The organism is Halorarum halophilum, assembly GCF_013401515.1.
Taxonomy (GTDB): Archaea; Halobacteriota; Halobacteria; order Halobacteriales; family Haloferacaceae; genus Halorarum; species Halorarum halophilum.
This window is the reverse complement of sequence record NZ_CP058529.1, coordinates 2989780-3007826: the sequence shown is the minus strand read 5'-3', so window position 1 is coordinate 3007826 and position 18047 is coordinate 2989780. Positions and strand designations below refer to the sequence as shown.

Genomic DNA, 18047 nt, shown 5'->3' with positions numbered 1-18047 from the left:
TCGAATAGTTTTCGGGGTATAAAAATTCACCCATGAATCGGCTACCTGTCACTAGCCGATTCGATCGGCACAGCGGAGGTCGACGCGGACGGAGGAGCGAGCCCCGGACCTCACTCGGACATGACGGTCACGACCGGCTGGTCGGCCGAGAGGAGGATCGACTGGGTGCTGCTCCCGAACAGCGCCTTGCCCGTCGGCGAGCGCTTGCGTCCGCCGATGACGAGATACCGGGCGTGCCGGCGGTCGGCCTCCGCCAGGATCTCCTCGACCGGTTCGCCGACGCGCCCCTGGACGACCGCGTCCTCCCAGTCGTCGAGCGTCCCGCGGACGACGTCGCGGGCGACGCTCCTCGCGTGCCGTTCGCCGTCCTCGACGGAGTACCCGTCCGAACTGGCGTCGCCTGACCGGACGCCGTCGGACCCCGAATCGCCGTACGAAGCAGCGGACGGCAACGAGTACCCCCCGGCGGTCGTACCCGTCGACTCCCGAAAGCCGTCGAACACGTCCTGTGGCATCACGTGCAGGACGACGTGGTCGTCGCCGAACGCCTCGGCGAGTTCCCGCCCCTTCTCCACTGGCCTGCTGGGTATCGCCTCCCCGTCCACCGCCGTCAGTATCGTCATACCGGACCACTCGTGCAGGACCCAATAAAGCGTGGTGTCGCTGGAAGGTTCTCGGGTTCGCGGCGGCCCGTCGATGCCTCGTTCGCATCGCGGTCGGGCGGGGGACCGCCGTCCGTCACCCCCACCCCCGAGTTTAATAGTGGTCCCTCACAACAGATTGGCCGTCGAATGAGCGAGAGAGAGTCAAACGACCGTAGCCCCTCCGCTACCGGGGCGGGGGATGGCGGGGCGAGATACCTCACCCAGGACGACCTCGAGGTTCCCACCCACCGGATCGTCGCGCCGGACGGCTCCTACAACGCCGGGGCCGTCCCCGACCTCGACGACGAGGAGTTGCGCGACCTGTACCGCTGGATGGTGACCGACCGGGTGTTCTGCCGCCGGATGGTGAACATCCAGCGGCGGGGCGAACTCGGAACCTTCGGGTCGACCCGGGGGCAGGAGGCGAGCATCGTCGGCAGCGCGTCCACGCTGGAACCGGACGACTGGCTTTTCGTCGGCCGCGCGTGGACGCCCATGTTCATGCGCGGGGTCCCGATGCGGGACATGATCCTCTTCTGGCGGGGCATCGAGGAGGGCCAGAAGTCGTTCGCCGAGCACAACTCCCAGATCGCCATATCCATCGGCTCGCACCTCCCGCTGGCCGCCGGCGTCTCCTGGGGGATGGACCTCGACGACGGGGACGCCGTCACGACCGCCTATCTTGGCGATGGCGCGACGAGCACCGGGGCGGCCCACGAGGCCATCAACCTCGCGGGGGCGCTGCGGCTGCCGGCGCTGTTCTTCTGCCAGAACAACCAGTACGCCATCTCGACGAACTTCGAGAGCCAGACCGGCGCGAGCACCATCGCGCAGAAGGCGCTGGCGTACGGCATCGACGCCATCCGCGTCGACGGCCAGGACGTGCTGGCGGTGTACGACGCCGTCTCGACCGCGAAGGAACGCGTGCGCCAGGGCGAGCCGGTGTTCGTCGAGTCGGTCACCTACCGCCTCGACGCCCACACTACCAGCGACGATCCCACGCGCTACCGCGACGACGAGGAGGTCGAGCGATGGGAGGAGGACGACCCCATCGAGCGGTACCGGTCGTTCCTGGAGGCCGAGGGGCTGTGGGACGACATCGACCACGACGCGATCGTCGAGGAGATCGAGGCGGAGTTCGACGAGGCGCTCGCGGCCGCGAACGAGTTCGAACAGCGCGGCGTCGAGGAGCTGTTCGCGTACGTGTACGACGAGATGCCGCCCGAACTCGCCAGGCAGCTGGCGGAGTTCGAGGACCTCCTCGAGCGCCGGCCGGAGATGTACGACTACGTCGAACAGCGGCCCAAGGGGTGACCATGCAGGCAACAATCGTGGAGGCGGTCAACGACGCATTGCACACCGAGATGGCGGCCGACGACCGCGTGGTCGTCCTGGGTGAGGACGTCGCCAAGAGCGGCGGCGTCTTCCGCGCCACGGACGAACTGCTCGAGGAGTTCGGGGGCGACCGCGTGGTCGACACGCCGCTCTCGGAGATCGCCATCGTCGGGGGCGCGACGGGGCTGGCGATGTACGGCTACCGGCCGGTCGCGGAGATCCAGTTCTCGGGCTTCCTCCCGCCGGCGTTCGACCAGCTTGTCTCCAACGCCAGCCGCATCCGCTGGCGGACGCGTGGGGCGCTCAACGCGCCGATGGTGGTCCGGATGCCCTACGGCGCGGGCGTCCGGGCGCTCGAACACCACTCCGAGAGCCTCGAGGGCGCCTACGGCCACATCCCGGGGCTCCAGATCGTCGTGCCGAGCACGCCCCACGACACGAAGGGGCTGCTGCTCAGCGCCATCCGCGACCCCGATCCGGTGCTGTTCATGGAGCCCAAGCGCATCTACCGGTCGTTCCGCGAGGAGGTCCCCGAGGACGACTACGAGGTGCCGCTGGGCGAGGCGGCCGTCCGCCGGGAGGGCGAGGACGTGACGGTCGTCGCGTGGGGGTCGATGATGCCGCCCACCCTTGAGGCGGTCGAGGAGGGCGACGTCGACGCGGAGGTGATCGACCTCCGGACCGTCTCGCCGATGGACGCCGAGACGGTCGTCGAGTCGGTGAAGAAGACGGGCCGGTGCGTGGTCGTCCACGAGGGGCCGCGCAGCATCGGCGTCGGCAGCGACGTCGTCGCCCGCATCAACGACGAGGCGCTGATGTACCTCGAGGCGCCGGTCGAGCGCGTCACCGGCTTCGACACGCCCGTCCCGCTGCTGTCGATGGAGGACTACTACTTCCCGCACCCGCCACGCATCCTGGATGCGATGGAACGCGCGCTCTCGGTCTGATCGATCCGTTTTTCTCGGGGATTCGTCGTTTCGAGGTGCTGCCCGGCATCACGAGGAACTCGGAGGGCGACTCGGTTCACCACGGGGGCTTCCGAAGTGTTCTCATCCGACCAGGGGAGCTCGCGGTCACGTATCCACACGACAGATAGGAGGGGGAAACACTCAAACGGAACCCCGCAGACGATGAGCCATGGCCGAGCGAACGTTTGAGCTACCGGATCTAGGCGAGGGTATCGCCGAGGGGGAACTCGTCTCGTGGCTGGTGGCGCCGGGCGAACACGTCGAGGAGGACCAGACCATCGCCGAGGTCGAGACCGACAAGGCGCTCGTCGAGGTCCCCTCGCCGTACGAGGGGACCGTGAGCGAACTCCACTACGAGGAGGGCGAGATGGTCCCGGTGGACTCCGTCGTCGTCACCTTCGACGTCGACGGGGACGACGGGGGCGCCGACTCCGAGGGCACCGGGGGGAGTGATGAGTCCAGGTCCACGACCGGGGATGGGGCCGAGACGACCCCCTCGGCTGCGGGCGACGCGGAGACGTCCGAGTCCGGTCCGAGCGGAGGCGACGAGCAAGCGGTCCCCCAGAGTCGCGTGTTCGCCGCGCCGACGACCCGGACGCTGGCACGCGAACTCGGCGTCGACCTCGCGGCCGTCGTCGGCTCCGACGGGGGCGGGCGGGTGACCGAGGCCGACGTTCGCGAGGCGGCCGACGCCGGCGACAGTGACGGCGGCATTGAGGGCGTCGACTCGGCCGGCGAATCGGTCGACGCCTCCGCCAGCGATTCCGGCGGTGCGAGCACGTCGGCCGGACCGACGGATGTCACCGGCGGCGAACCGGCCGTGACCGAGCGCGCGTCCGCCGACGCGGTACCCGTCACGGTCGAGGGCGACGGCGCGGACCGCAAGCGAACCCTGGCGATGCCGGCGACCCGCCGACTCGCCGAGGAGGCGGGCGTGGATATCGACGACGTTCCGGCGAGCGAGGAGCGCGACGGCGAGGCGTTCGTCACGCCCGAGGACGTCCGCGCGTACCTGGAATCCCGCCGGAGCGGGGACGGGACGGTCGGCTCCGACACCGCCACGGCGGTGGCCGGAAGCAGTGCGGGGGGGAACGGTGCGACGGCCGGCGGAGGCAACGACACGACCGCGGGCGGAGGCGGCGGCACGACAGCGGGTGGCGCCACGTCGGGCGAGCGCGTCCCCTACAGGGGCGTCAGGCAGACCATCGGCGAACAGATGGCCCGGTCGAAGTACACCGCGCCCCACGTCTCCCACCACGACGAGTTCGACGCCGCCGACCTGGTCGCGGTCCGGGGAGAACTGGCCGAGGTGGCCGAGCGGGAGGGCGTGAAGCTCACCTACATGCCGTTCGTCATCAGGGCGATCACGACGGCGCTGCAGGAGTTCCCGTACCTGAACTCCAGCCTCGACGAGGAGGCCGGTGAGATCGTCCTCCACGACGAGTACAACGTCGGCATCGCCGTCGCCACGGACGCGGGGCTGATGGTGCCCGTCGTGAAGAACGCGGACCGGAAGGGACTGAAGGAGCTGGCGGCGGATGTCAGGGACCTCGCCGAACGGGCGCGGAACAGGGAGATCTCGCCGTCGGAGATGCAGGGTGGGACGTTCACCGTCACGAACATCGGCGTCATCGGCGGCGAGTTCTCCTCGCCGATCATCAACCACCCCGAGGCGGCCATCTTCGCGATGGGACCCATCAGGAAGCGCCCGTGGGTCGTCGACGACGAGGTCGTCGCCCGGGAGACGATGCGGTTCTCGATGTCGGTCGACCATCGCCTGGTCGACGGCGCCGACGCGGCGCGGTTCTCGAACCGCGTGAAGGAGTTGCTCGCGAACCCGGCGCTGCTCCTGCTCGACTGACCGAGATACCGTCCCCGGGCTCGGGACGACGCCACCCCGACCGGGACGACGTCGGCACGGTCGGGACGACACCCGTGGACGAGATCGGTCGTCTCGACGGACGAGTGCACTTTTGACGGGAGGACACGAGGTGCGAGTCATGGTTATGGGAGACATCGCGACCGGTACCGACCTCCTGGTCATCGGCGGCGGTCCCGGCGGGTACGTCGCCGCCATCCGCGCCGCTCAGGAGGGCGTCGACACCACCCTGGTCGAACGCGAGGCGTACGGCGGCACCTGCCTCAACCACGGCTGCATCCCCTCGAAGGCGTTCATCACGGCGGCCGACGTCGCCCACGACGCGGCCACCGCCGCCGAGATGGGCGTCCACGCCGACCCGGCAGTCGACGTGGCGGCGATGGCCGAGTGGAAGGACGGCGTCGTCGAGGAGCTCACCGGTGGCGTCGAGTCGCTCTGCGAGGCGAACGGCGTCAACCTCATCGAGGGGACGGCCGCGTTCGAGGACGAGCACACGGCGCGGATCGCACACGGCGGCGAGGGGCAGGGGATGGAGACGGTCGAGTTCGAGCGGGCCGTGATCGCGACGGGGTCACGCCCGGTGGAACTCCCCGGCTTCGACTTCGCCGACGACCCAGTGTGGTCCTCGCGGGAGGCGCTGGCGGCCGACGCGGTCCCCGACGACCTCGTGGTCGTCGGGGCGGGCTACATCGGGATGGAGCTCTCGACGACGTTCGCGAAACTCGGCGCCGACGTGACGGTCGTCGAGATGCTGGAGGACGCCCTCCCGACGTACGAGCGCGACGTGGCCCGGGTCGTGACCGAGCGCGCCGAGGAGCTGGGCATCGAGTTCCACTTCGGCGAGGGGGCGGCCGGCTGGGAGGAGACCGCGGACGGTCGCATCGCCGTCGAAACCGAGACGGAGTCGGGCGACAGGGCCACCTACGAGGCCGACCGCGTCCTCGTCGCTGTGGGTCGCGAACCGGTCACGGACACCCTCGAACTGGAGGCCGTCGACCTCGACCCTGACGAGGACGGCTTCCTGCAAACCGACGACCGGGCGCGGACCGACCTCGAACACGTCTTCGCGGTCGGCGACGTCGCCGGCGAGCCGATGCTCGCGCACAAGGCCAGCGAGGAGGGCATCGTCGCCGCCGAGGTCGCCGCCGGAAACCCCGCCGCGCTGGACTACCAGGCCGTCCCGGCCGCGGTGTTCACCGATCCCGAGATCGGCACCGTGGGGATGACCGAGGCGGAGGCCGAGGAGGCGGGCTTCTCCCCCGTCGTCGGCCGGATGCCGCTGCGCGCCAGCGGCCGGGCGCTCACGATGGCCGAGTCGGACGGCTTCGTGCGGGTCGTCGCCGACGAGGGGACGGGCTTCGTGCTCGGCGGGCAGATCGTGGGGCCCGAGGCGTCCGAACTCGTCGCCGAACTCGCGCTCGCCATCGAGATGGGCGCGCGTCTCGGGGACGTGGCGGGCACGATCCACGCCCACCCGACGCTCTCGGAGGCGGTCCACGAGGCGGCCGAGAACGCGATGGGGAAGGCGATCCACACGGGGAACCGCTGATCGGAGGGACGCCACCCCGACGTCGGGGGCGGCCCCCGCCCCGTCTGTGAGACCGCCCGCACGGCGACCAGTGAGCCCACCCGAGGAACTAACTCGGAAAGGGGCGAGGAACGACCATGTCACGGGAGAGCCGAATCCGGCGCGTCGCGATCCACGACTGGGGCGATCACCCGTGCCCGCCTGCCCACCTCCGGGACCTGCTCGGCCACCTCGACGCGGAGTTCGAGGTCAGGTGGGCGGACTCGCTGGACGACTGTGACGGGGTGATCACGGTGTACCACCACGACGAGTTCCTGGAGGCGGTCGAGTGGGTCCACACGATCCGCTCGGGCTACGACGACTTCCCGCTGGACGCCTACCGCGACGCCGGCATCACCGTCACGAACAGCACGGGCGTGGCCGGCGATCTGGTCGGCGAGTCGGCGGTCGGGTTCATGCTGACGTTCGCGAAGGGGCTCCACCGCTACCGGGACAACCAGGGCGAGAACACGTGGGAGCGCATCCCCTGGGAACGGCCGTTCGAACTGGGCAGGACGTCCGCGTGCGTCGTCGGACTGGGCGAACTCGGGGGGAGCGTCGTCGCCCGCGCCGGCGTGCTGGGGGTGGACGTGGTGGGTGTCGACGTCAGGCCGGTCTCGGAACTCGGGCTCGACCGCGTCTACGACGTGAATCGGCTGGCCGAGGCCGTGAGCGACGTCCGGTTCGTGGTGCTCACGACGCCGCTGACGGATGCGACCCGCGGGCTCGTGGGTCGGGACGTCTTCGAGGCGATGGACGAGGACGCGTACCTGATCAACGTCAGTCGGGGGGAGATCGTCGATCAGGGCGCGCTCGTCGGAGCGCTGGAGGACGGGGAGATCGCGGGGGCGGCCCTCGACGTGTTCGAGTCCGAGCCACTAGACCCCGGTTCGCCGCTGTGGGGGATGGACGAGGTCATCGTGACCCCGCACGCCGCCGCGCAGTCGAACAACTACGGCGCGAAGGTCGCCGACCTCGTCGAGACGAACATCTCGCGGCTCGACGAGGGCCAGCGACCCTGGAACGAGATCGTCTAGCGCCTGGCCGGCTGTACACTCCTGTTCTCGGCTTTCAGTGGATTCGGCTCTCTTCGTGGCTGGCCGTGTGTACGACCAGCCACCATCGTTACTCCAGTCGGAATCAGTGGGACACGGCGGCATCGTGATCGCTCACGATCGACCGAACGATCACGGTTCGCGAGAGACGAACCGTGGTGAGAAGAGCAGTCGTCACGATCGGTCTGTTCGTCAGATCCGAACGGAAGGGCGTCGTCCATCCTCTCCCGACGAAGTTACGTACGAGCCCATGAGCGAGAACTGAACTCCTAGCGGGCCGCAGGCTGCAGAAGACGCCCCCGTCGGTCCGGCGCGTCCGCACATCATTACAGGAGTATGGCTGTAATCGGAATCCGTTTTCGCTCACCGATCGGTTCTCCGCCGGTGGATCACGTATCGTACGCTGTCCCGAACCCGTGAAATCAGAGTCGACGAGTGATATCTGACTGACGTGTGAAGTACCTGTGAGTGGGGGCATGTCGGGTCGCGGCAAACGGGTAGCGATATTATTCGTGAGAAGCGAATATCTGTTCTCCCCTCGATGTCCCTCGTTCGCGTCCGGATACGACCGACGGAGCGGACGGCTCAGGAGTGCGTCTGATTGAGTTCGATGATGTTCGCGGCGTGCCGGAGTTTCGGGAGGATCTCGTTCTCGATCCGGTCGGCGTCCATCCGGCTGGTGGGGCCGGAGACGCTCACGGCCCCCGTAATCCGGTCGGCGCTGAGGATCGGCACCGCGACGCAACGGAGGCCCTTGATCCGCTCCTCGCGGTCGTACGCGACGCCGCGCTGCTCGATCTCGTCCAGTTCCTCGTACAGCGCGGCCCTGCTCGTGATCGTTCGGTCGGTCTTCGCCTCCAGCCCGTATCGGTCGATGATCTCGTCCGTTTGCTCCCGCGGGAGGTGCGCGAGGATCGTCTTGCCGAGGGCGGTCGTGTGTAACCGGACGCACTGACCGGTGTAGGAGTCGACGCTGACCGCGTTGGCGCCCTGCGCCCGTGAGAGGAAGATGCCGAGCCCGTGTTCCTCCACGAGCAGGTTGACGTGCTCCCCCGTCGCCTCCGCGACCTCCTCCAGTTCGGGTGCAGCTACCGTGTACAGCTGTTCCCTGGTACGGGCGTACGCGCCGAGGTCGAGGAATCGGAGGCCCACTTCGTACTGGCCGTCGTTCTCGACGACGTAGCCTTCGTGTTCGAGGGTCCGGAGGTAGTTGTGGGTGCTGCTCTTCGGGAGGTCGAGGTGGTCCGCGAGTTCCGTGATGCTCGCACCGTCGAGCGCCTTCAGCGCCTCGACGATCCTGAACGTCGTCTGTGCCGTCTTCACCGGCGTCTTGAGTTCCGTGCCACTCGGTTCCATACGTCACCCACGGAGTTCGCATTGAAATACTTGCTGTTCGCCAGAGGCGGACAGTCATTCGTCGGCCGGTGACAGGTACGACCCCTCCGTCCCGTTCACACAACCGTCCGGTCGACCGGTCGAACCGGTTCGTCAGGGGCACCCACGAGACTGATATCATTTGTAGGATATAGGTATATTTCTGTTAATTGGGATGGGATCGGTTTCGTTCGGTATCTACCTCCGTTCGACAGGACGTTCTATCAACGCCCTTATTCGGTGCGTTGACACTCATAGCAGGCGTTCCATGTTTTTCCGAGTGGAATCGTTTGACTTCCAGCCAGTCTGACGCGATCGGGCCATCGGTTCGGAGATACGCCGTCATTCAGCCTCTATCGTGTACCTCCGTCGGTTTCGCGGGGAATTCGAAGCGGGATCGCGACCGCGGAGCGTAATAGTATGATATTTGTTTAGAGGGCTTTTCCATAACTTTATTGTCTAATTCATCGACACGGTCATACTCTGCTCGTTCGGGATGCCGTCGACCGTCGTCCGCGCCACTACTGTTATCCCCCGTCGTTCCGACGACGGCCCGTGAACCGATGGGGAGGACGACCCCGTTCCGCGGACTCGGTACGAATCGTCCACAGTACGACGTCATGGAGGACTCCGAAGACGGATCGAATCCTGGACGCCACAGCGTGCTCGACCGGTCCGGATCGACCATCCACTACTGGATCGCCGGCCCCGAAGACGGTCCGCTGGTCGCGTTCACCCACGGCGCGACGATGGACCACCGGATGTTCGACCTGCAGGTCGGCCCGGTCGTCGACGCCGGCTACCGGGTGCTGACGTGGGACGTCCGCGGCCACGGGCGCTCCAAGCCGATCGGGATGGAGTTCACGCTCCCGGCCGTCGTGGAGGACTTCCTGGCGATCGTCGACGCGCTCGGAGCGGACGAGGTGACGCCGGTCGGACAGTCGTTCGGGGGCTACGTCTCGCAGGAACTCGCGTTCCGCTACCCAGGGCGAGTCCCCGCACTCGTCGTCGTCGGCTCCACGAACGTCACGGCGCTGCCGTCGACGCTCGAGTACGCCGCGCTCCGCCTCTCCCCGTACGTGTTCAGAGTGTGGCCGTACCGGCACCTGCGACGAACGATCGCGAAATCCACGGCCGAGACGGAGCCGGTCCGACGGTACGCCCACGACGCGGCGAGTCGGCTCTCGAAGCGGGAGTTCCTCGCGGTCTGGGAGGCGGTCGCCACCTGCCTGCACGCCGAGCCCGGCTACCGATTCGGGAAACCGCTACTGTTGACGCACGGCGAGCACGACGGGACGGGGACCGTCGCGAGGGACGCCCCAACGTGGGCGGCGACGGAGCCCGAATGTCGCTACGAGGTCGTCCCCGATGCGGGGCACAACGCCAACCAGGACAACTCCGAGTTCTTCAACTCGCTCCTGCTCGAGTTCCTCCGCGAGCACGTTCCCGTGTGACTGTCGCTCCCAGTACCATTGCACTGCGCCCGTCCTTCCTCCATCCGGCGAACGGACGAGCCGCAAACCGTGCCGGATTCGCAGGTCACGCCCGATACCGGGACCGCTCCGGCCGTGGTCGGGCTGCGACCCGATCAGGGTTCGGCCGCCGACCCCGACGCGAACTGCCACGCCCGTCTCGTCGCGAGGAGCGCCACGAGGAAGATCGCCAGCGCGTTCACCGGGTGGACCGCGGCGACCATCGAGCCGAACGCGCTCGCGGTGGTGTACTGCACCGAGAGCAGTACGAACAGCCCGACCGGGGCGAGTTTCAGCGGACGCGGGAGCCGTCCCAGGAAGGCGAGGGCGAGCAGGATCGGGAGGAGCGGTTCGAAGACGTGGACGAAGCCCGCGTGGAGCGACCAGTTCGCCGGGTCGACGAAGACGGCCATCCCGGCGACGTACACCTGCACGACGACGCAGGCGGCGAAGACGCCACCGACGAGGACGTAACCGTACCGCGCCCACGCGACCCGTCTCGGACGCGTCATTCCGGCCTCCCGCTTCCGTCCGCGGTGGCGTCCGTGCCGACCGTCGAGAGTTCGTGCCCGAGGGCGACGAACGCGAGGTAGAGCGGGCCTTCGACGCCGAAGGCCGGGAACCCGAGGATGGCGAGCGGCGCGAAGATGACCATCGCCGGGAGGATCGCGACGAACAGCCCCGCTGTGAGCCGACTCGCGTCCGTCTCCCGCCAGAGGAGGACCCCGTAGAGGCTCCCGAGCACCCGGATCGCGAAGAAGGCGACCCCGACGAGTCCCGTGACCGGGCTGAACGGGACCCCGACCACCCGGAGGCTCGCGACGATGACGAGGACGGCACAGCCGTAGCACGCGAGCGAGAGCGCGAGCAGGGCGGCGACGCGGCGACCGCGACGGCCGTACATCGCCCCGTATCGGGCGTCGGCCGCGAGCAGCGCCACCGCACACAGCAGGTAACCGAACGGGTACGCGATACTCACGGCGCCGGGGTCCACGCCGAACCCGGTGCGACTGATCGACAGCGCGGCCAGGGCGACGCCGGCGACGAGGCCGCCGAGACCGGCTATCCTCACTCTGTTCGGCGTCCACCAGGTCGCGGACAGGAGGGGTCGTTCGGGGTTCCCGGAATCCGTGTGAGTCATCGGATCACCCCTGCGTCAAGGCGGTCCCGTCACCGTCCTCGCCCTCGACGACGACCGCGCCCTTCATCCCCGCCGACTTGTGGGGGTCACAGTAGTAGAGGGACGTCCCGGCGGCGTCGAACGAATGCTCGAACGTCGCCCCCTCCTCCGGCCCGCCGCTGTCGAACGCGTCGTCCCTGTCGACGACGTTGTGGTAACCGTCGTCGATCCACTCCCAGGTGACCGTCGTCCCGAGCGTGACGCGGATCGCCGCGGGTTCGAACGTCATCTCGTCGCTCCCGGGTCCGACCTCGACCGTGACGGCGTCCTCGTCGGTCAGGTCCGTGACGGAGTCGTAGTTATCGGTGTCGGAGAGCCACTCGTCGACGCTGTCGCCGCCGCCTCCGTTGCCCGTCCCGCCGTTCCCGTTGGCCGTTCCGCCGTTCCCGTCGGTACACCCCGCGAGCACGCCCGCGACAGCGAGACCGCCCACCGCGCGGAGGAACGTGCGCCGCCCGGGCGAGGTGGTTGGCCCCTCGTCCTCGGGTCGCATCCGGTCGTGGTCCGACGGTCGGTTTCGGGAGTCGGTCGTGCAGGTCTCGTGTGACGTTGGTTGCTTCATGGTCTGTCTCCATCAGCGCCGACGAGCGGGACGGCGATAACCCGGCAAGCAGAGTCGCCGGCCCGGCGTCCGTGCACAAGAGTTAAGTATCGAAACCCGGCAGACGGGATCGAGTCGTCCGCCGCGACGCCGACGCGCGCCGAACCCGACAGATTAAGCCGGTCCGTGGTCAGGGGCGGGTGGAGACGCGCCGAACGCGATCCGAGCCCAGACCAATGTCAACCAGGACGTCCCCTCCAACCCGCGATCTGGAACAGGTCGTGGGTCACGCGCTCCGTGCACCGACGAGACCGCAGACGTACCGGAACCTGCTCTACCTCCTGGTGTCGTTCCCGCTCGGGATCGCCTACTTCGTGCTTTTGACGATCGGCTTCTCCGCCGGCGTCCCCCTCCTGCTCGTCCTCGTCGGCGTCCCGGTCATCGTCCTCACGCTCCTCGTGTCCGTCTGGCTCGCCGGGTTCGAACGGCTGCTCGTCCGTCGACTCCTCGGCGTCGAGGTTCCCCCGACCGAACTGCGGACCGACGGGAGCCCTCGGGAACGACTCGTCGGGCTGGTGACCGACGTGGCGACGTGGAAGGCCGTCGGCTACCTGTTCACCAAGTTCGCCTACGAGAACCTCGCGTTCGGCCTGCTCGGGTCGGTGTTCGCGACGTCGGCCAGTTTCCTGCTCGCGCCGCTCTACTACACGCGCGCCCCGGTCGTCAGCTACGGACCGTTCTCGATCGCGGACCTGACGCTCGAACTGCTGTTCGGCTGGGACGACCTCCTGATCGGGCTCACGACCACGATCGAGCTCGGTTCCTGGCAGGTCGAGACGCTGCCGGGCGCCCTGCTGTTCGCCGGGCTCGGTGTCCTCGGCTTCCTTGTCGCGTTCCCGCTGGCCAACGGGTTCGCCTGGCTGTGGGGGCGGTACGCGCGGTACATGCTCACGGCGCCGCGCTACTGGTCCACCCCCGAGTGGTAGGTCGCCCGCCGGCCCCTGAATCAGGCCCTGGTGAGCGAGTACAGGATCGAGAGCACGCCGGCGAGGTGGGCCGCCGTGACCGCGAGTACGATCTCCGCGTCGGTCGCCGCGGTCAGCGCCGTCAGCGCGGAGTTCACGCCGACGGGTACGGCCGTGAGCAGGACGATCCCGACGGCGAGATACAGCATCGGCCGGCTCCCGTTGCGCCGGTAGCCGCGGAACGCCTGGTACGCGACGAAGACCCCGGCGACTGCGGTCACGGCGGCGAACGCGAAGATGAGACCCCCGGCGCTCGTGAACGCGTCCGAGAGCTGGAGCAGTGGTCCCGTCATTCTCTCACCTCGTCCGACCGATCTGCGTCGCGTCGCGACTCGGGTCGACGCGGTCGCGCGGCGCCGTAGATCGCGTACAGCATGGCCCCGAGGCCGAGCACCTTGCTCGCGTTCGCGGCCGCCGACCGTGCGACCGGCGAGGCGGCCGTGACGTTCGTCAACACCAGCTGGATCACGATCGGTCCGGTGACGAGCAGGATCAGCCCGACCGCGAGGTACAGCCGGGCACGGTCGCGGTTCCGGCGGTAGCCGCGAACGATCAGGTACGCCACGACGAGCGACAGGGCGGCCGTGAGGAGCAGCGCGAGGAGCGCCAGGACGACGACGAGCGGAGACCCGCCCGTAGCAGTCTGGAGGGGTGTGGTGGCGACCATGTTAGCGTAACCCCTCGAACAGGTCGGTGAAGCGGTCGGCGGCGGTCTCCGGGCGGTACGTGACCTCGACATCGAACGCGCCGTCGGCCAGTTCGATCGTGATCCGGTCGAGCCGGGCCGAGTACGTCCGGTAGTGGTGGCCGTCCCTGTCGAGGTTCAGGCGCTCGGCGAGCAGCTCGTGCTCCTGGAGGCGCTCGATGCGGCGGTAGATCGTCGAGACCGACGCGTCGCACGCGTCGCTCAGTTCGGGGGCGGACATCTCCCGTTCGCTCGTGTAGATGAGGATCGCATTGGCGTACTCGTCCTCGAGGAGCCCTGCGAGCTCCCGAACCTCGTCCCCCTCCGTCATTCGACGCCCCGGTGGCGCGACGGGACGTCGGGACGCCCACGTGCGTTCGATCGGGTCGATACCGCCATTGACTCGACGGGTGTGCGAGGGGAGCCGACATAAAAGGGGGGACACGGTCGCTCGTTCGGCGACCGTGGGCGGTGGGACTCCCAGCCGTGCGACGCCCCGGCACGCACGGTCACGGAACGGAAGGCACTTGTTCGCCGGTTGTTCACTTTCGGGCCTCCAAGTGTCACGCATCCCGAATCCACTCCGCTCGCTGGTCCTCGCCGTCGGTCTCCTCCTCTCCCGGTTCGGCCTCGTCACCGAGCGACGCGCCCGCCGTATCACCGACCTCTCCTGGCCGCGCATCCTCACCGGCCTCGCGCGAATGTCGAAGAGCGCCGTCGACGTGGCGATGGTGGGGATCGCGCTCGGCCCGGCCGCCATCGCCGGCGTCGGCTTCGCCAGCCCGTACTGGGGGCTCGCGTTCTCGCTCGGCGGCGGGATGGCCGCGGGTACCATCGCGCTCGTCTCGCAGCGCTACGGCGCCGACGCCCACGAGGAACTCGGGCAGGCCGTCCGGTCGAGCGCGCTCGTCGTCGTCGCGGTTTCGCTCCCGGTGGCGCTGGCCTTCCTGACGGTCCCGGAACAGCTCGTCGGGATCGTCAGCGACGATCCGGTCGCGATCGGCTACGGCGCGGACTACCTCCGGGTCGTCGCGTTCGGCGTCCCATTCGCCGGGCTGAATCTCGTCGCCAGCCGGGTGTACATCGGCGCAGACGACGCCTGGACGCCGATGGTGCTCCGCGCGGGCGGGGCGGTCGCGAACATCGCCATCAACGCCGTGCTCATCTTCGGGTTCGACATGGGCGTCGTCGGCGCCGCGACCGGGACCGTGGTGTCGAACGCCGTCGTCGCCGTCGCCTTCTCCGGCGGGCTCGTCGCCGGTCGGCTCCCCGGCGTCGGCGACCTCCCCGTGCGGATCGACCCCCGCGGCCCCTACCTCGACGGCGAGGAGATCCGACAGCTCGTCCGGATCGGCGCCCCCGTCGTCGGCCGCAACCTCGTGTGGACCGTCGCGGAGTTCCCGATGCTCGCCATCGTGGACGTGTTCGGGCGGGACACCGTCGCGGCCTTCGTCGTCTCCCGGCGCATCTGGGGGCTGATGAACACGCCCGGCTGGGGGTTCGGGCTCGCCTCCTCTAGCCTCGTCGGCCAGCACCTCGGCACCGACGACGAGACGACGGCGGAGGCGTACGGCCGCGAGATCATCACGTTCGCCGTCGCGACGTACGTCATCTCGGCGGCGCTGGTGCTCGCGTTCGCACGGCCGATCGTGGTCGCCTTCGTCGGCGACCCGACCGCCGGCTCCGTCGACCCGGCGGTCGCGCTGGTGCGCGCCGCCTGCGTCGCCGTAGTCCTCCAGGGCGTCTCCGGGGGGGCCGCCGGCGCGCTCGACGCGAGCGGCGACACGCAGTGGCCGTTCTTCAGCCAGGCCGTGGGGATGTTCGGCGTCTCCATCCCGCTGGCGTACCTCGGGGCGACGACGTCGCTGGGCTTCCTCGGCCTCCAGCTCGCCTTCCTCGCCGAGACCGGCGTGCCGGCCGCGCTGAACTACCACCGGTTCCGGACCGGGAAGTGGAAGGCGGTGAGTCGGGGCTACCGCCCGGACGCGGCCGTCGGAGGGGACTGAGCGGATGGACGCGGTCCCGCGGGTTCGGTTCCGTGGGACGACGGGTCAGGGTGCATCAGGTATTTGACCCGAGGGCGTGACGGGACCTCCCGATGGTCTGGCAGGTAACCTGGGCGACGGTCGCGCTGGCCATCGCGGCCACGGTCTCGACCGGCGTCCTGGCCCACGTGCTCCCGGCCGCACAGGACAACTGGCGGCGGCTGGAGTACCGGGCGTTCGTATGGCTCTCTCTCGGCGCCATCGTCTGGACTGCCACCTACGCGACCCACCTCGCGGCCACCACCGGGTCCGCGAAGTACGTGCTGCTCGACCTGACGTGGGTCGGTATCGCCATCGTTACGGCTTCGTGGCCGGTGTTCGCCTTCTCCGTGACCGGGAGCGACGTCCTCACCGGGTGGTCGATCCTCGTGCTCGTGGCGGTCCCGACGGTCGTCGCCGCGCTCGCGCTCACGAACCCGGTCCACGGACTGGTCTACGCCGACGTCGTCGAGAGCGACGTCGCCGCCGGGGGGTTCGAGTTCACCCCGGGACCGGCGCTCGTCGCGTTCCTCGCGTACTCGTTCGCGGTCAACGTCGCCACCTTCGTCCACCTCCTCCGGGCGACGCTCGGCGCGGCAGGCGACGCCCGGGTGCGGTTCGCGCTCGTCTGTCTCGCCGGGGTCATCCCCACAGCCGGGGGGATCGCGGGCGCCGTCGCGAGCGGCGGGTCGCCCACCGTCGACTACACGCCGGTCTGTCTGGCGCTCACCTCGTCGATGACCGGGCTGGCCGTGACCCGGTACGGGCTGCTCGATCCCGTCCCCGTGGCCAGGGAGACGGTCGTCGCCCGGATGCGCGACCCGGTGGTCGTGGTCGGCGAGGACGGCCGCGTCCTCGACTCCAACGACGCCGCGGACGACCGTCTCGGAGTCGGCGACGACGACCTGAACCGACCCGCGTCCGCCGTGTTCGCGGACGTCCCTGGCGTCGAGCGGGCGCTCGCGGGGGACGAGTGCGACCGGATCGAACTCGTGGGGCCCGACGGCGACGTTCGGCTGTTCGACGTCTCCGTCACGGCGCTCGGGACGAGCGAGCCGACAGCCGGATCGGGAGTGAGATCCGAGAATCGGGTGCTCGTGTTCCGCGACGTGACCGACCAGCGCCGGATCGAACGGCGGTTCGAGGCGCTCATCGAGGGGACGTCCGCGCTCATCGCCGTGCTCGACTCCGAGGGGACGGTCACCTATGCCAGCCCTGCACACGAGGACGTCCTGGGGTACGACCCCGATTCGCTCGTCGGCCGGTCGGTGTTCGAGTTCGTCCACACGGAGGACCGGGAGGACATGGCGGGGGCGTTCGCGGAGGTCACCCGGGACGGCGAGAGCCGGACCGTCCAGTGTCGATTCCGCTGCGCTGACGGGAGCTGGCGGGAGCTCTCCGCGACCGGCGACGACCTTCTCGACGACCCGTTCGTCGAGGGGGTCGTGGTCTCCTCCACCGACATCACCGTCCAGAAGCAGGCGGAGCGACGCCTCCAGGTGCTCAACCGCGTGCTCCGGCACGACCTCAGGAACGACATGAACGTGGTCGACGGGTACGCCGGCCTGCTCGCGACGACCGTCAGGGAGGACCCCGACCGGGCGTGCGAGTACGCCGACATCATCCGCCAGCGCGCGCGCAACCTTGTCGACCTCGGCGAGAAGGCGCGGACGCTCGACGCCCTCGTCACCGACGCGGAGACCGTGACCGAGGTGGTGGACGTGGTCGCGCTGATACGGTCCCACTGCGAGCAGTTGCGCGCGGAACACCCGGAGGTCGAACTGACCGCCTCGCTCCCCGAGTCGGCGTCCGTGACCGCCGTCCCCATCCTCGGCTCGGCGTTCGACAACCTCCTCGAGAACGCCGTCGAGCACAACGACCGCGAGCGCCCCACGGTGGACGTCTCGGCGACGGTGGTCCGCCCGTCGGACACGGAGGAGGCCGCCCACGTGCGGGTCCGGATTGGCGACGACGGACCGCCCATCCCGGAGAACGACCGGGAGGTGCTCCGTCGGGGATCCGAGACCGCGCTGGAACACGCCAGCGGGCTCGGGCTGTGGCTCGTCAGCTGGATCGTGTCCGCCTCCGGCGGCACCATCGAGTTCGACCCGGTCGAGCCCCGCGGGAACGTCGTCACCGTCCGACTCCCGCTGTACCGGCCCGACGGCGACGCCGAAGCGGCAGACGACGACAAAGCGACGACGCACGCGACGAACGACGCCGGAGCCGGCGACGTCCTTGGCCCCTCGACGGACCCGACCGGTGAGTAGGCGACCAAGAGTCACACGACCTCGGTTA

At 69.2% G+C, this 18047-nt stretch carries 17 protein-coding genes; 9 read left to right on the top strand and 8 right to left on the bottom strand.

The annotated features are described in order from the left end of the window. Positions 1–110: 110 nt before the first annotated feature. Positions 111–623, bottom strand: coding sequence for a universal stress protein (locus HUG10_RS15125; RefSeq protein ID WP_179170363.1), 513 nt, complete (start codon positions 621–623; stop codon positions 111–113). Positions 624–791: 168 nt separating this feature from the next. Here HUG10_RS15125 and HUG10_RS15120 point away from each other — a divergent pair, with 168 nt between their 5' ends. The 5 genes from HUG10_RS15120 (at position 792) to HUG10_RS15100 (ending at position 7430) form a co-directional block, all read left to right on the top strand. Next, positions 792–1958, top strand: a complete 1167-nt coding sequence (locus tag HUG10_RS15120) for a thiamine pyrophosphate-dependent enzyme (RefSeq protein WP_179170362.1) — start codon at positions 792–794, stop codon at positions 1956–1958. Between the two features lie 2 nt (positions 1959–1960). After that, positions 1961–2926 (top strand): alpha-ketoacid dehydrogenase subunit beta, encoded by a 966-nt coding sequence (locus tag HUG10_RS15115; protein ID WP_179170361.1) that lies wholly within the window; start codon positions 1961–1963, stop codon positions 2924–2926. Between the two features lie 190 nt (positions 2927–3116). Beyond that, positions 3117–4808 (top strand): 2-oxo acid dehydrogenase subunit E2, encoded by a 1692-nt coding sequence (locus tag HUG10_RS15110; RefSeq protein ID WP_179170360.1) that lies wholly within the window; start codon positions 3117–3119, stop codon positions 4806–4808. A gap of 139 nt (positions 4809–4947) precedes the next feature. Then, positions 4948–6375, top strand: coding sequence for a dihydrolipoyl dehydrogenase (gene lpdA, locus HUG10_RS15105; RefSeq protein ID WP_179170359.1), 1428 nt, complete (start codon positions 4948–4950; stop codon positions 6373–6375). A 116-nt stretch (positions 6376–6491) separates the two neighbouring features. Further along, entirely contained in the window at positions 6492–7430 is a 939-nt protein-coding gene (locus tag HUG10_RS15100; RefSeq protein ID WP_179170358.1) for a D-2-hydroxyacid dehydrogenase, read from the top strand. A gap of 603 nt (positions 7431–8033) precedes the next feature. Here HUG10_RS15100 and HUG10_RS15095 read toward each other — a convergent pair. Continuing rightward, a complete protein-coding gene (locus tag HUG10_RS15095) occupies positions 8034–8804 on the bottom strand; it encodes an IclR family transcriptional regulator (protein WP_179170357.1) in 771 nt (256 codons plus the stop codon). Positions 8805–9442: 638 nt separating this feature from the next. On the opposite strand from HUG10_RS15095, the gene HUG10_RS15090 reads away from it, so the two are divergent. Then, positions 9443–10276, top strand: a complete 834-nt coding sequence (locus tag HUG10_RS15090) for an alpha/beta fold hydrolase (protein WP_179170356.1) — start codon at positions 9443–9445, stop codon at positions 10274–10276. Between the two features lie 134 nt (positions 10277–10410). Here the strand turns inward: HUG10_RS15090 and HUG10_RS15085 are convergent, their stop codons facing one another. The 3 genes from HUG10_RS15085 to HUG10_RS15075 form a co-directional block, all read right to left on the bottom strand. Continuing rightward, complete coding sequence (locus HUG10_RS15085; RefSeq protein ID WP_179170355.1) at positions 10411–10806, bottom strand: DUF6220 domain-containing protein; 396 nt, start codon at positions 10804–10806, stop codon at positions 10411–10413. Then, positions 10803–11366, bottom strand: a complete 564-nt coding sequence (locus tag HUG10_RS15080; protein ID WP_179170354.1) for a hypothetical protein — start codon at positions 11364–11366, stop codon at positions 10803–10805. The genes HUG10_RS15085 and HUG10_RS15080 overlap by 4 nt, the downstream gene beginning before the upstream one ends. Before the next feature lie 73 nt (positions 11367–11439). Next, entirely contained in the window at positions 11440–12036 is a 597-nt protein-coding gene (locus tag HUG10_RS15075; RefSeq protein ID WP_246310155.1) for a halocyanin domain-containing protein, read from the bottom strand. 215 nt (positions 12037–12251) lie between these two features. Here HUG10_RS15075 and HUG10_RS15070 point away from each other — a divergent pair, with 215 nt between their 5' ends. Next, positions 12252–13001: a sensor domain-containing protein gene (locus HUG10_RS15070; protein ID WP_179170353.1), complete on the top strand. Its 750-nt coding sequence runs from the start codon at positions 12252–12254 to the stop codon at positions 12999–13001. Between the two features lie 20 nt (positions 13002–13021). Here the strand turns inward: HUG10_RS15070 and HUG10_RS15065 are convergent, their stop codons facing one another. The 3 genes from HUG10_RS15065 to HUG10_RS15055 are packed head-to-tail and all read right to left on the bottom strand — an operon-like array spanning position 13022 to position 14056. After that, entirely contained in the window at positions 13022–13333 is a 312-nt protein-coding gene (locus tag HUG10_RS15065; protein WP_218780604.1) for a DUF7521 family protein, read from the bottom strand. After that, the gene (locus HUG10_RS15060) at positions 13330–13707 is read right to left on the bottom strand and encodes a DUF7521 family protein (RefSeq protein WP_179170352.1); all 378 of its coding nucleotides are present in this window, start codon (positions 13705–13707) and stop codon (positions 13330–13332) included. The genes HUG10_RS15065 and HUG10_RS15060 overlap by 4 nt, the downstream gene beginning before the upstream one ends. 1 nt (position 13708) lies before the next feature. Beyond that, positions 13709–14056 carry a helix-turn-helix transcriptional regulator gene (locus HUG10_RS15055; RefSeq protein ID WP_179170351.1) on the bottom strand — a complete coding sequence of 116 codons (348 nt, stop codon included), beginning with the start codon at positions 14054–14056 and terminating at the stop codon, positions 13709–13711. 229 nt (positions 14057–14285) lie between these two features. On the opposite strand from HUG10_RS15055, the gene HUG10_RS15050 reads away from it, so the two are divergent. Together HUG10_RS15050 and HUG10_RS15045 are read left to right on the top strand one after the other, a co-directional pair. Next, a complete protein-coding gene (locus tag HUG10_RS15050; RefSeq protein ID WP_179170350.1) occupies positions 14286–15731 on the top strand; it encodes an MATE family efflux transporter in 1446 nt (481 codons plus the stop codon). A gap of 92 nt (positions 15732–15823) precedes the next feature. Beyond that, positions 15824–18019, top strand: a complete 2196-nt coding sequence (locus HUG10_RS15045; RefSeq protein ID WP_179170349.1) for a sensor histidine kinase — start codon at positions 15824–15826, stop codon at positions 18017–18019. Positions 18020–18047 lie beyond the last annotated feature (28 nt).